Source organism: Sphingomonas sp. R647, from assembly GCF_020177055.1.
Taxonomy (GTDB): Bacteria; Pseudomonadota; Alphaproteobacteria; order Sphingomonadales; family Sphingomonadaceae; genus Sphingomonas.
This window is the reverse complement of record NZ_JAIQXT010000007.1, coordinates 76,307-88,424: the sequence shown is the minus strand read 5'-3', so window position 1 is coordinate 88,424 and position 12,118 is coordinate 76,307. Positions and strand designations below refer to the sequence as shown.

At 66.8% G+C, this 12,118-nt stretch carries 14 protein-coding genes; 5 read left to right on the top strand and 9 right to left on the bottom strand.

What is annotated here, in order from left to right:
* The first annotated feature begins 1 nt into the window (after position 1).
* Positions 2-334 (top strand): peroxisomal membrane protein PEX16, encoded by a 333-nt coding sequence (locus K9B35_RS17625; RefSeq protein WP_224923308.1) that lies wholly within the window; start codon positions 2-4, stop codon positions 332-334.
* A gap of 83 nt (positions 335-417) precedes the next feature.
* Positions 418-822, top strand: coding sequence for a hypothetical protein (locus K9B35_RS17620; protein ID WP_224923307.1), 405 nt, complete (start codon positions 418-420; stop codon positions 820-822).
* 52 nt (positions 823-874) lie between these two features.
* Here the strand turns inward: K9B35_RS17620 and K9B35_RS17615 are convergent, their stop codons facing one another.
* The 3 genes from K9B35_RS17615 to purS are packed head-to-tail and all read right to left on the bottom strand — an operon-like array spanning position 875 to position 2,470.
* Complete coding sequence (locus K9B35_RS17615) at positions 875-1,633, bottom strand: Crp/Fnr family transcriptional regulator (protein WP_224923306.1); 759 nt, start codon at positions 1,631-1,633, stop codon at positions 875-877.
* Positions 1,578-2,243 (bottom strand): phosphoribosylformylglycinamidine synthase subunit PurQ, encoded by a 666-nt coding sequence (purQ, locus tag K9B35_RS17610; RefSeq protein WP_224923305.1) that lies wholly within the window; start codon positions 2,241-2,243, stop codon positions 1,578-1,580. Before purQ ends, K9B35_RS17615 begins: the two co-directional genes overlap by 56 nt.
* On the bottom strand, positions 2,240-2,470 hold the full coding sequence (gene purS, locus K9B35_RS17605) for a phosphoribosylformylglycinamidine synthase subunit PurS (RefSeq protein ID WP_224923304.1): 231 nt from the start codon (positions 2,468-2,470) through the stop codon (positions 2,240-2,242). The genes purQ and purS overlap by 4 nt, the downstream gene beginning before the upstream one ends.
* Positions 2,471-2,618: 148 nt before the next feature.
* On the opposite strand from purS, the gene K9B35_RS17600 reads away from it, so the two are divergent.
* Entirely contained in the window at positions 2,619-2,768 is a 150-nt protein-coding gene (locus K9B35_RS17600) for a hypothetical protein (protein WP_186456746.1), read from the top strand.
* Between the two features lie 42 nt (positions 2,769-2,810).
* Here the strand turns inward: K9B35_RS17600 and purC are convergent, their stop codons facing one another.
* From purC to K9B35_RS17585, 3 genes are all read right to left on the bottom strand, one after another.
* A complete protein-coding gene (gene purC, locus K9B35_RS17595; protein ID WP_224923303.1) occupies positions 2,811-3,593 on the bottom strand; it encodes a phosphoribosylaminoimidazolesuccinocarboxamide synthase in 783 nt (260 codons plus the stop codon).
* 96 nt (positions 3,594-3,689) lie between these two features.
* Positions 3,690-4,577 (bottom strand): DUF4349 domain-containing protein, encoded by an 888-nt coding sequence (locus K9B35_RS17590; RefSeq protein WP_224923302.1) that lies wholly within the window; start codon positions 4,575-4,577, stop codon positions 3,690-3,692.
* A gap of 106 nt (positions 4,578-4,683) precedes the next feature.
* On the bottom strand, positions 4,684-5,553 hold the full coding sequence (locus K9B35_RS17585) for a hypothetical protein (RefSeq protein WP_224923301.1): 870 nt from the start codon (positions 5,551-5,553) through the stop codon (positions 4,684-4,686).
* A gap of 152 nt (positions 5,554-5,705) precedes the next feature.
* On the opposite strand from K9B35_RS17585, the gene parC reads away from it, so the two are divergent.
* Positions 5,706-7,952, top strand: a complete 2,247-nt coding sequence (parC, locus tag K9B35_RS17580) for a DNA topoisomerase IV subunit A (RefSeq protein WP_224923300.1) — start codon at positions 5,706-5,708, stop codon at positions 7,950-7,952.
* An 85-nt stretch (positions 7,953-8,037) separates the two neighbouring features.
* Entirely contained in the window at positions 8,038-9,753 is a 1,716-nt protein-coding gene (locus tag K9B35_RS17575; RefSeq protein WP_224923377.1) for a putative bifunctional diguanylate cyclase/phosphodiesterase, read from the top strand.
* Here the strand turns inward: K9B35_RS17575 and K9B35_RS17570 are convergent.
* Genes K9B35_RS17570 through K9B35_RS17560 form a run of 3 tightly spaced genes read right to left on the bottom strand, consistent with a single transcriptional unit; the run spans position 9,723 to position 12,078 of the window.
* Positions 9,723-10,928: a CCA tRNA nucleotidyltransferase gene (locus K9B35_RS17570; RefSeq protein WP_224923299.1), complete on the bottom strand. Its 1,206-nt coding sequence runs from the start codon at positions 10,926-10,928 to the stop codon at positions 9,723-9,725. The genes K9B35_RS17575 and K9B35_RS17570 overlap by 31 nt on opposite strands.
* Positions 10,916-11,518 carry a CoA pyrophosphatase gene (locus K9B35_RS17565; RefSeq protein ID WP_224923298.1) on the bottom strand — a complete coding sequence of 201 codons (603 nt, stop codon included), beginning with the start codon at positions 11,516-11,518 and terminating at the stop codon, positions 10,916-10,918. Before K9B35_RS17565 ends, K9B35_RS17570 begins: the two co-directional genes overlap by 13 nt.
* Positions 11,515-12,078, bottom strand: a complete 564-nt coding sequence (locus K9B35_RS17560) for a DUF1285 domain-containing protein (protein WP_224923297.1) — start codon at positions 12,076-12,078, stop codon at positions 11,515-11,517. Before K9B35_RS17560 ends, K9B35_RS17565 begins: the two co-directional genes overlap by 4 nt.
* Positions 12,079-12,118: the final 40 nt, after the last annotated feature.

The following is a 12,118-nucleotide window of genomic DNA, read 5'->3' as shown; positions in this document are numbered from 1 at the left end:
CGTGCTCGACGTCTTCAGAAATACCAAAGGGTGGCTGGTCGACTGGTCGGGGCTCGCCCGGGACGGTTTGCACGTCCATATCGGGCTGATCATCTTCTTCGCCGCCGCGCTGGTCTTCCGCTGGCCCTTGCGCAGCTGGAAGCCATGGGCGGTGGCGCTGGCGATCACGCTGGCCGGCGAAGCATGGGACATCCGCGACACCCTCGCGGCCGGGGGGCGGGTGCGCCTCGACTATAATTGGCAGGATCTGTGGAACACGATGCTGTGGCCGACCGCGATCCTGATCCTCGCGCGCACGACTCAATTGTTCGGCACGGGATCGCGGACCCCGTGAGATCGGGCTGCGCCTAGTTTGACAAAGCGCAAAGCGGGACGCCTTTAGCCCGCGCATCGTCGCTCCCGACAAGGAGACCGACGATGAACATGCCCATTCACCAGACCGTTTTCGCCAACGCCGTCGCGGTGCCGCGCACCCGCGGTGCGCATGTGTTCGACCTGCACCCGGCGCTGCACATCGGGGTGTTTGCAGGCTTCTTCGCCTATCTCGGCATCATGTGGGCGGCGTTCGGGGAGAAGGGGCTGGCAATCCCCTTCGTGATCTTCGGCGTCTTCCTCGCTGCAGCGTTCGTCGTCCCTGCCTGGTGGGCGCGGGTCGCGCCGGGCGAGGGGCGGGCGCCCAGTTTCGCCGATTTCGTGGCACAGGGGCTGCCGACCGGATCGGGCCATCTCGGCGCAGGCGGCGCGACGGTCCAGGTGATGATCATGCCGGCCATGCTGATGATCTGGGGCCTGATCGTCGCCGTGATCCGCTTCACGGTCTGACCAACCAACCCTCCCTCAGGCGGGTGGACCGATGGGTTCACCCGCCTTTCTTTTATCCGGCGGCGAGGTCGTCCAGCGCGGCGCGGTCGCGAATCACGATACCATGGCTGCCCTGCCGCGCGATCAGTCCCGCCGTCTCCAGCGCGGTGAGCATGCGGCTCACCGTCTCGATCGTAATGCCCAGCAGCTGCGCCATCTCCCCACGCGTCAGCGGCAGGTCGAAGCTGTCGGCATCGTGACACGGCGCGGGACTGGCCGCGCGGGCGAAGGCGAGGATCAGCGCCGCGACGCGCCCCTTGGCCTGACGCTTCGAGATCAGGTCGATCAGCGCGCGGCTCGCGTCCAGTTCGCGGCTGACTTCATCCAGCAGGCGGCGGGCGAGCGCCGGGCGCGCATCGCTCAGCGCGGCGACATGCGACGCGGGAAACAGGCATGCCTCGCTGTCGGTCAGTGCAGTGACGTGCAGCGTCGCGGTCGGCGCAAACAGCTGGCCCAGCATCCCCGCCGGGTGAACCAGCGCGACGATCCGCTCGGTCCCGTCGCGGTCGATGGTCGACATCTTCGCAGCACCGCGCGTGAGGGTCGCGCAGACCGTGGCCGAATCCCCCGCCGCAACGATGGTCTCGCCGCGCGCATAGCGGCGGTGATGCCCGATCCGGGCGAGTTCCCCGCGATCGTCGGGCGACAAGGCGGAGCAGACGGCGCGATCGGCGACCGGACAGGTCGCGCAAACGATGGCGTCGCCGCTCACCGCCTCACGCCACCGCTTCGAGCAGCCCTTCGAACAGGCGGCGCCCGTCGCTGCCGCCATGTGCGGCTTCGATCTTGCGTTCGGGGTGCGGCATCATGCCCAGCACATTGCCGCCCGCGTTGACGATGCCCGCGATCTGCCGCGCGCTGCCATTGACGTCGCTGGCATAGCGGAACGCGACGCGGCCCTCGCCCTCGAGCTGGTCGAGCGTGTCGGCGTCGGCGAAATAGTTGCCGTCATGGTGCGCGACCGGGATCGAGATCGTCTCGCCCGCATCGTAGCGGCTGGTGAAGATCGACTGGCTGTTCTCAACCGTCAGCGCGACGTCGCGGCACACGAAGTTCAGGCCCGAGTTGCGCATCAGCGCACCGGGCAGCAGGCCGGTTTCGGTCAGCACCTGAAACCCGTTGCAGATGCCGATCACCGGCACGCCGCGATTCGCCGCATCGACCACCGCGCGCACCACGGGCGAACGCGCCGCGATTGCGCCGCAGCGCAGATAATCGCCATAGGAAAAGCCGCCGGGCAGCGCGATCAGGCCAAGCCCGTCGGGTAGCTCGCTCTCACCATGCCAGACCATCGCCGGCTTGGACCCGGTCACGCTTTCGATCGCCACCGCCAGGTCGCGGTCGCAGTTCGATCCGGGGAAGACGATGACGGCGGTTTTCACTGCTTTTCCACCCGATAGTTTTCGATCACGGTGTTCGCGAGCAGCTTTTGGCACATCGCATCGATGTCCGCGTCGCTGGTGTCGTCGGCGACCTCAAGTTCGATCAGCTTGCCGACGCGCACTTCGCCTACACCCGAAAAGCCGAGCGAGCCGAGTGCATGCTCGATCGCCTTGCCCTGCGGGTCCAGCACGCCGTTCTTGAGGGTGACGACGATGCGCAGCTTCATGGGAATTCCTCCGGGGATTTGCCGCGCCCTATGGGCCTAACGCCACGCGGGTTCAAGATTTCATCGCCCATTTACCCCGATGCGCGACACTCGGCGTTGCCGAGTCGCCGCCGCGGGGGCGGAACCTTGTGCCATGGAGTCTGGCGTGATGGCATTTCTGGCAATCACCCTGTTCGTCGCGCTCGCCGCGTTCGGCAGGGACTATTTCGGGTGGAGCGACCCAAGCGGGCAGGTTCAGATCGCGCTGATCTGTTCCTTCATCTTCGGGATCATCGCGGGGTTGAAGGCGAAGGGGTAGGGGTAGGGGCCGGCCCCGCCGCAGCGGGACCGATCACCAAACTTACTTCCCGCGCTTCTTGCGGTGGGTTTCGAGGTCGAGCACCGCCGAATCGGCGCCCTCGGGCAGCAGGCCGAGGCGGCGCGCGACTTCCTGATAGGCTTCGACTTCGCCGCCCAGGTCGCGGCGGAAACGGTCCTTGTCGAGCTTTTCGCCGCTGACCATGTCCCACAGGCGGCAGCCATCGGGGCTGATCTCGTCGGCCAGGATGATGCGGGCATAGCCGTTCTCATCGAAGATCCGCCCGAATTCGAGCTTGAAGTCGACAAGGCGGATGCCGATCCCGGCGAACAGGCCCGACAGGAAGTCGTTCACGCGCACCGCCATGTCGGCCATGTCGTGCAGCTCTTCCTGCGCGGCCCAGCCAAAGCACAGGATATGCTCATCGGTGACCAGCGGATCGCCGAGCGCGTCGTCCTTGAAATAATATTCGATGATCGTGCGCGGCAGCGGCGTGCCTTCCTCGATCCCCAGCTTCTTGGCCAGCGACCCGGCGACGACGTTGCGCACCACGACCTCGATCGGAACGATCTCGACCTGGCGGATCAACTGCTCGCGCATGTTGAGGCGGCGGATGAAGTGGGTGGGAATGCCGATCCCGCCGAGCAGCGTGAAGATATGCTCGGAAATCCGGTTGTTGAGCACACCCTTGCCGCTGATCGTGCCCTTTTTCTGGGCGTTGAACGCGGTCGCGTCATCCTTGAAATACTGGATCAGCGTACCGGGTTCGGGGCCTTCGTAGAGGATCTTGGCCTTGCCCTCATAGATCTGGCGGCGGCGTGCCATGCGGGGTCCTTCAGAAACGCGGTGCCCCGGCGGCACGGTCGCGCGACGCCGGGGCGGTAGGTGCGGGCCTATATCGGAAGCCGACCCGGGGTGCAATCAATCGCTGGTCTGAGCGGTCGCCGCCCTGCGCCGCCGTCGCCAGCGCAATCCCAGCCAGATCAGGGGGGCGAACAGCAGGCCCCATGGAGCCAGAACGATCAGCACGGTGAGCAGTCCGCGTAGCCCGATCAGGAACAGGTTGCCCGAATCGGCGAAGGTATCGCCCAGCTGCGCGCCAAAACCGCCCGCTTCGGGAGCCTGCGCATTATAGCCCACCTCGATCGTCGAAAAGGCGACGCGCCCCTTGAGTTCGGCGAGCCACGCCTTGCCCTGATCCAGTTCCTCTTGCGCTTCGGCGACGGCACGTTCGGCGGCGACCAGATCGGCGACGCTACCCTGACGGGTACGCAGGATTTCGGTGAGGCGGCTGACCAGCAGCTCGCGCTGGCGGATGCGCACTTCGGCATCGACCATCTGCTTGGACACGTCCTCGGCCTCTATTGCCGTCTCAACAGGGCGGCCGCCCTTGTCCGATGCTGCCTTGTTCAGCGAATCGAGAAACGCGCGTGCGCTCTTGCTCTCGACGCGAAGCTTCAGCGTGCCATTGCCATATTCGGCCTCGCCACCCGAGCGGTTCAAGCCGCCGAGCTGGCAACGCGTCGCCCCCATCTGGTCGCACAGCGCGACATGCGCCTGTTGCAGCGCAGGGATCGCGTCGCCCGGCAGGCGATAGCCGACGCGGTAGATATAGGCGATGCGGGGCAGTGTCACTGCAATCGGCGCAGCTGTGGGTTCGGCTGCGGCTGCGGGCTTGGCTCCAGCTGGCTCAGCGGCGTCGAGCGTAACCATTTGATCTTCGGCTGCGCCCGACTGGGTTGGTTGCCCACAGGCGGCGAGCATGGCCAATGCCAGCAACAGCGGTGATCGCGACAAGGTTCGGCGCATCGGTATCCCTCCCGTGATTCAGCGCTTCATGCGCGCTGATGATAATACATCACATTGGAGGGCATTAAACAACGCCGCATTTCCGCCACAATCTGACATGGCTGGTTCAGCCCGGATTGTCGTCCCGGTTGAACCAGCGCTGGATCGCATTGGGGCGATCGGGTTCGTCCTGCTCGCGATACGCGTCGTCGCTGGCATTCGGCGCCGGAGCGGGCGCGCCGCTGGTGCCGTGGATCAACAGCCGCAGCACCAGCACCGCGACCACCATCAGCAACAGCCAGGGACCAACCGACGCCAGCACCTGCGCGATCCCCGCAGCAGAATTGACCAGCTTGTCCCCCGCGTCGCGGAAGCTCGCATCCGCCGATCCGTTCAGCCCCGGGGCGGGGGTGCCGGACGCATAGGTGATCAGCACCGGTGCGGTCGCCATCGTCTCCCCGCTATCGGCCTCCGATTCGCCGATGACGTCGAGCGCGGTCTGCAACCGCCGGGCGCGGTCCTGCTGGATCGGGTCGGCACTCGCCCGCGCATTGGCGAGTTGTTCGCGCAGCCGCCCGACCAGCGCATTGGACCGCGCGCTCGCGGTCGCATCGGCGCCGGCGATCTCGGTCTCGACCAGCGCGCCGCCGGTGCCGACGACGACCTTGGTCGCGGCCTCCCCGAACGTGCGCGCGACCGAAGGATCGATGCGGAAGGTCAGCGTCGCGGCAATCCGGTTCGCCTCATCGACGCGATAGCGCAGCGACAGGATGCGGCAGCGTGCCGGGCCAAGCTTGTCGCAGCCGGCGGCGTGCGATTCGACCACCGCCTTCACATGGTTGCCCGGCACCTTGTACGCATAGCGATAGTCGAACGCCCCGCCTGTCGCGGTCAGCGCCGCCACCGCCTCGCTGCTGATCTTGTCCGAATCCTTTTTGGGCGCGCTCTCGCACCCGGCCAGCGCCAATATCGCCAGCAACCCAGCAACGACTCGCATTCGCCTCCCCCCCCGCGCTTTGCAGCCGAAACGATAGGGGAATTGGTTAATGGCCGGAAGGGCGAGTCTGTGGCCCTGTGCCGAAACGGGAAGCGGGCGCGCGGCGCGTTTCTGATTTGTCCCGGACGGGCAGCGTTGCTATCGCCATCGGGATGGCCACCGACCTTAGCGACCCGTTCGACCACATCGTCGACGCCCCCTTCGATAGCGCATTGTCCGAACGCTACCTTGTGTATGCGATGTCGACGATCACCGCGCGGTCGCTGCCGGACGTGCGCGACGGGCTGAAACCGGTGCACCGCCGCCTGCTGTGGGCGATGCGCGGGCTGAAGCTCAATCCCAACGATGCCTACAAGAAATGCGCGCGCGTCGTCGGCGACGTGATCGGCAAATACCATCCGCATGGTGACCAGTCGGTCTATGACGCGATGGTCCGCCTCGCCCAAACCTTCGCGCTGCGCTACCCGCTGGTCGACGGGCAGGGAAATTTCGGCAATATCGACGGCGATAACGCCGCCGCCTATCGCTACACCGAAGCGCGGCTGACCCAGGTCGCGATCGACCTGATGGACGGGCTGGACGAGGATTCGGTCGATTTCCGCCCGACTTATAATGGCGAGGATCATGAGCCGGAGCTGTTCCCCGGCCTGTTCCCCAATTTGCTCGCCAATGGCGCCAGCGGCATCGCGGTCGGCATGGCGACCAGCATTCCGCCGCACAACGCCGCCGAGCTGATCGACGCGGCGATCATGCTGATCGACCAGCCGAACGCGAGCGACGCGCAGGTGCTGGAGCATGTCCGCGGCCCCGATTTCCCGACCGGCGGCATCGTCGTCGACAGCCCGACATCGATCGCCGATTCCTATGCCACCGGGCGCGGATCGTTCCGCGTGCGCGCAAAATGGGGGCTTGAGGATCAGGGGCGCGGCACCTGGCAGATCGTCGTCACCGAGATCCCCTACGGGGTGCAGAAGGGCAAGCTGATCGAGCAGATTGCGGGCCTGATCAACGACAAGAAGCTGCCGATCCTCGCCGATGTCCGCGACGAATCGGATTCAGAGATCCGCATCGTGCTCGAACCGCGCGCGCGCACGGTCGATCCCGACACGCTGATCGAAAGCCTGTTCCGCCTGTCCGACCTTGAGGTGCGCGTCCCGCTCAACCTCAACGTCCTCGACGCGCAGCGCACCCCGCGCGTGATGAGCCTGCGGCAAGCGCTGTCGGCCTGGGTCGATCACCAGTTCATCGTCCTGCGCCGCCGCAGCGAACACCGGCTGCAGAAGATCGCCGACCGGATGGAGCTGCTCGAAGGCTATATCATCGCCTTCCTCAACCTCGACCGGGTGATCGCGATCATTCGCACCGAGGATGAGCCCAAGCCGGTGATGATGGCCGAGTTCGGGCTGACCGACCGCCAGGCCGAGGCGATCCTCAACATGCGGCTGCGCGCGTTGCGCAAGCTCGAGGAAATGGAGCTGCGCAAGGAGCGCGATGCCCTCGCCAAGGAACAGGCCGAGCTGCAGGCGCTGTTGTCGAGCGAGGCGCGCCAGCGCACGCGGATGAAGCGCGACCTGACCAAGGTGCGCGACCGCTACGGCCCCGAAACCGCGCTCGGCGCGCGGCGGACGGTGGTGGCCGAGGCGGCCCCCGCGCGGGAAATCCCGCTCGAAGCGATGATCGAGCGCGAGCCGATCACCGTGATCCTGTCGCAGCGCGGCTGGATCCGCGCGATGAAGGGTCATGCCGAACTCGCCAGCGCAGAGACCGCGAAGTTCAAGGAAGGCGACGGCCCGTTCATCGCCTTCCACGCCCAGACGACCGACAAGCTGCTGCTCGCCGCTGAAAATGGCCGGTTCTACACGCTGGCGGCCGACAAGCTGCCGGGCGGACGCGGCTTTGGCGAGCCGGTGCGGCTGCTGATCGATCTGGACGGGGGCACCGGCATCGTCGGGCTGCTCCCCGCCAGCACCGCGCCAAAGCTGCTGGTCGCGGCCAGCGACGGGCGCGGCTTCCTGGTCAAGACCGAGGATGTCATCGCCGAAACCCGCAAGGGCAAGCAGGTGGTGACCCCGCGCAGCGGCGCCGTGCTCAAGCTGGTGCGGCCGCTGGGCGGTGAGGATGATTATGTCGCGGTGATCGGCGACAACCGCAAGATGCTGGTCTTCCCGATCGCCGAACTCGCCGAACTGGCGCGCGGGCAGGGGGTGCAGCTTCAGCGCTATCGCGACGGCGGCCTGTCCGATGCAGTCACCTTCCGCTTCGCCGATGGCCTCAGCTGGCGGATGGGCGGTGAACAGGGGCGGACGCGCACCGAATCGGACCTTGCCCCGTGGTGCGCGGCGCGCGGGGCGGCCGGACGGATGCCGCCGGTGGGCTTCCCGCGCGATAACCGCTTCTAAATCGCCCTTTTTGGTGGCGAACCGGCGGATTCAGGGGGTGGCTCTTCAGGTCCGTTTAACCAAATGCGCCTAACCCGCTTTGGTGATGTTGTTATCGCGCCGCCGTAAGGACAAGCCAGTCCCCGCGCCCGTCCTTGTGACGGGGCAGGACCCGCGTATCCTCGGCCCGGCGCAGTCGGCGCAATTGCTCAACCTGCTGCCGATCCCCGCCGCGCTGGTCGAACGCAGGGCCGGGGGGCTGGTATTCGAATCGGTCAACCGCCCGTTCCGGCTCTCGGGACTCGGCACGACCGCGGAGCAGTCGCCGGTGATCCGCCATCTTGGGGCACGCATCGTCGCCTTCCTCGATTCGGAGGCGATCGAGAGCGAGTTTGACTGGGAATTGGGCGACGCGGTCGACGCGCGCTTCTTCCGCGTCCGCATCTCCCGGCGCAGCATGGACCGGCATCTTGGCCAATGCCTCGTCACGCTGATCGACCATACGTCGGAATTGCGGACGCAGCGCAGCCTGCGTCGCGAGATGCTGACCGACAGCCTGACCGGCCTGTCCAACCGCGCCGGGTTCGGCGAGGATCTGGAAGCCGAGATCGACCGCGTCGGGATCGAGCGATTCGCCATCCTCGTCATCAACCTCGACCGGTTCAGCCGAATCAACGCGTGCATGGGCGGCCTGGCCGGCGATGAGCTGCTGATTTCGGTCGCGCGCCGGGTCAAGGGCGCGCTGCGCGGCCATGACGTGCTCGCGCGCACCGGGGGCGACGAATTTGCGATCCGCCTTGAACTCGATGAAGGGCTGCAAGACGCGCTCCATGTCGCCAAGCGCATCCAGAACGCTTTGACGACCCCGTTCCGTCTTTCGGACTTCGAGATTCGCGTCGATTGCGCGATCGGCATCGCGATCGGCGAGGGCGCGCGCGGCGACGCCGAAGAGCTGATCCGCCACGCCCAGTTCGCGATGAAGCGCGCCAAGAAATCGGGTCGCATCGAGGTCTATCAGACCCGCGCATTCGATGTGGTGCGTCAGGAATTTAGCATCGAGACCGAACTGCGCCGCGCGATTGATAATGGCGCTTTGACCCTCAATTTTCAGCCGATCTGTGACCTCGCCTCAGGCAAGATCGTCTCGTTCGAGGCGCTGGCGCGGTGGACGACCGAAAGCGGCATCGCATTATCGCCGGTCGAGTTCATCCCGGTTGCCGAAGAATCCGGCCTGATCGTCCCACTCGGTCGCTGGGCGATGCATGAAGCGGCCCGTGCGATGGCTGTATGGGATGCCAGAGCGGGCGGCGATTGCGGCATCCGGGTTGCGGTCAACCTCTCGGCGATCCAGCTGCAGCGCGACCAGATCGCGCCGATGGTTCAGGCTGCGCTTGAGGCCAATGGCGTCGATGGCAGCAAGATCACGCTCGAACTCACCGAAAGCGCGCTGGTCACCGATCCCGACCGCATCGCCCAGACGATGCAGGCGCTCAAGGAACTCGGCACCACGCTGGCGATGGACGATTTCGGCACCGGCTATTCCAACCTCGCCTATCTTCAGAAGCTGCCGATCGACGTGCTCAAGATCGACCGCAGCTTCGTGTCGGGCATGCTCGCCGACCGCGACAAGGTGGCGATCGTGCGCGCGATCCTCAGCCTCGCCCAGGCGCTCGGCATGAAGACCACGGCCGAGGGGATTGAGACCAACGAACTGGCCCAGACGCTCGCGGCTCTGGGCTGCAATTACGGGCAGGGCTTCCTCTATTCACGCCCGCTGTGCATCGATCAGGCCTATTCGCTGCTGCTCGAACGCAACGCCTGATCCGCCACCGCGTCGGCGATTTCCCCGAGGCGCGCGGCATCGGGAAACCCCTCTTCGATCCACTGGCTCTCGACGGCACGCAGCGCGCGCGCCACGTCCGGGCCCTTGGTCAGCCCGCGCTGGATCAGCGCGCCGCCACTGAGCGGAAGGCGCGGAATGTCCCAGCTGGTCAGGTCGCGCGCGGCGTCCACCGCGCCCGGGGCATCGAACAGGAACAGGCGATCGATCGCCTCCTCCCGGCCAAGCCGATAGGCGGCGCTGCGCGGCGACCCCAGCAGATCGGCCTCGGTCGCGCAGACCAGCCGCTTGCGCTGGACATTGGACAGTTTGAGCCGCGCGCCGACCGCTTCGGCGATGGCTGCATCGGCGGGGAGCAACGCGGCGAGGCGGCGGATCGGGTCGAGGGCGAGTCCTGCCTCCGCCTCCAGCTCCATGACCCGCGCGAACCGCTCGACCGACACGATTTCGGGCAGCACCGGGCGGAAAATGCCACGCTCCAGCATCAGCGCGATCACCCGCACCGCGTCCTTCGCCACCACCAGCTTGAGCAACTCGTCGGCAATCCGCTCACGCGACAGCGCCATCAGGTCGTTGGCGCGCGCAGTGCAGGCGTCGAGTGACTCCGCATCGGGGCTGTCCCCGAACCGCGCGAGGAACCGGAAAAAGCGCAGGATGCGCAGATGATCCTCGGCAATGCGGCGCAATGGATCGCCGATAAACCGGACGTGCCGCGCCGCCAGATCGGCGCGCCCGCCGAAATAATCGAAGATCTCGCCCGTATCCGGATCGGCGTAGAGTGCATTGATCGTGAAGTCGCGCCGCGCCGCGTCTTCCTTCCAGTCGTCGGTAAACGCGACGGTGGCGCGGCGGCCATCGGTGGTCAGGTCGCGGCGCAGCGTCGTCACCTCGACCACCGTCCCGCTGCTGACCGCCGTGATTGTGCCATGCGCAAGGCCGGTCGGAATGACCTTGATCCCCGCGCCCTCCAGCCGCCGCATCACCTCCTGCGGGTCGAGCGGGGTGGCGATGTCGAGGTCGGACACCGCGATGTCGAGCAGCGTGTCGCGCACCGCGCCGCCTACCACGCGCGCATTGCCCGCCCCCAGCGCACCGGTCAGCCGGTCAAGCCCGGGCCAGTGCCGCCACGGCGCGTCGGGCAGGGTCAACGCGTCCATTTGAGCCGCCGCGACAAATTGACCAGCATCGCTGCGGTCGCGCCCCAGATCCGGAAATCCTGCCATAAAATCTCGTAGAAATGCCGGTCGCGGCCCTGCCATTCGACGCTGGATTGCAGCTGGTTGGCAGGGTCGAGCACATAGTCGAGCGGCGCTTCGAAAATCGCTGCGACCTCGCCCGGCTGCGGCGTCAGCACCAGATCGGGCGGGATCACCGCGACGATCGGCTGCACCTCGAACCCGGTGACGGTGCGATAGCGATCGGCAAGCCCGACCAGCTCGACCGCGTCCGGCTCCAGCCCGATTTCCTCGTGCGCCTCGCGCAGCGCGGCGGCGGTCGCATCGGCGTCCCCAGCGTCGATCCGCCCGCCGGGAAAGGCGACCTGCCCGGCATGGCGGCGCAGCGTGTCGGTGCGCTGGGTCAGGATCAGGCCGGGGCGGGGGCGGTTGGTGACGGCGACCAGCACCGCGGCGGGCATCGGCACGCCATCCGCCGCCGCGGGTTCGTCGAGCACATCGCCGACGATCAGCTCGGGCGCCTCGTCATGCTCGGCATCCAGCGCCGCACGCAGCCGCTCCGCCAGCATCACGCCGGCGCCATCGCAAAGAACGCGCCGTTGCTCCAGACGCCCGGCGGCTCCGAGCCATTGTCCAGCGCCAGTGCGGCCAGTTCGTAATAGACCGACCGCGCGACCAGCGCTTCCAGCCCCCGGCGGACCTGAAGATAGGGGTGTGGGCCATCGTCACGCTCGACGAAGCGCAATTCATGATCGGGCCCGGCGGGTATCAGGTCGCCGGTGTTGAGGCGGAAGGCGATTCGCGCGTCGGGTCCAACACCCTCGACCTTCATCTCGACCGCGACGAACGCGGCATCCTCGACATCGATGTCGAGCTTTTCGACCGGGGTGACCAGCACATGGCGGCCATCGGGTTCGCGCCGCAGGATCGACGCAAACAGCCGCACCATCGCCGGGCGGCTGATCGGCGATCCCTGATGGAACCACGTCCCGTCGCGCGCGATGCGCATATCGCTATGCCCGCAATGCGCCGGGTTCCAGCTGTCGACGGGGGGCAGCTTCTGCTCATCCGCCAGCCGAGCGATCTCGGCGAGCGACAGGCTGGCGAGGTCGGGGGGCGGGGTCATCGGCATTGGAGTGCCGTTAGGCGCTTTTGCCCGCCGGGGTAAAGGG

Coding starts and splice junctions, on each gene's coding strand:
- K9B35_RS17620 (WP_224923307.1), top strand. CDS start 418: ATGAACATGCCCATTCACCAGACCGTTTTCGCCAACGCCGTCGCGGTG.
- K9B35_RS17615 (WP_224923306.1), bottom strand. CDS start 1,633: ATGGCGGCAGCGACGGGCGCCGCCTGTTCGAAGGGCTGCTCGAAGCGG.
- purS (WP_224923304.1), bottom strand. CDS start 2,470: ATGAAGCTGCGCATCGTCGTCACCCTCAAGAACGGCGTGCTGGACCCG.
- K9B35_RS17600 (WP_186456746.1), top strand. CDS start 2,619: ATGGCATTTCTGGCAATCACCCTGTTCGTCGCGCTCGCCGCGTTCGGC.
- purC (WP_224923303.1), bottom strand. CDS start 3,593: ATGGCACGCCGCCGCCAGATCTATGAGGGCAAGGCCAAGATCCTCTAC.
- K9B35_RS17590 (WP_224923302.1), bottom strand. CDS start 4,577: ATGCGCCGAACCTTGTCGCGATCACCGCTGTTGCTGGCATTGGCCATG.
- K9B35_RS17585 (WP_224923301.1), bottom strand. CDS start 5,553: ATGCGAGTCGTTGCTGGGTTGCTGGCGATATTGGCGCTGGCCGGGTGC.
- parC (WP_224923300.1), top strand. CDS start 5,706: ATGGCCACCGACCTTAGCGACCCGTTCGACCACATCGTCGACGCCCCC.
- K9B35_RS17575 (WP_224923377.1), top strand. CDS start 8,038: ATGTTGTTATCGCGCCGCCGTAAGGACAAGCCAGTCCCCGCGCCCGTC.
- K9B35_RS17570 (WP_224923299.1), bottom strand. CDS start 10,928: ATGGACGCGTTGACCCTGCCCGACGCGCCGTGGCGGCACTGGCCCGGG.
- K9B35_RS17560 (WP_224923297.1), bottom strand. CDS start 12,078: ATGCCGATGACCCCGCCCCCCGACCTCGCCAGCCTGTCGCTCGCCGAG.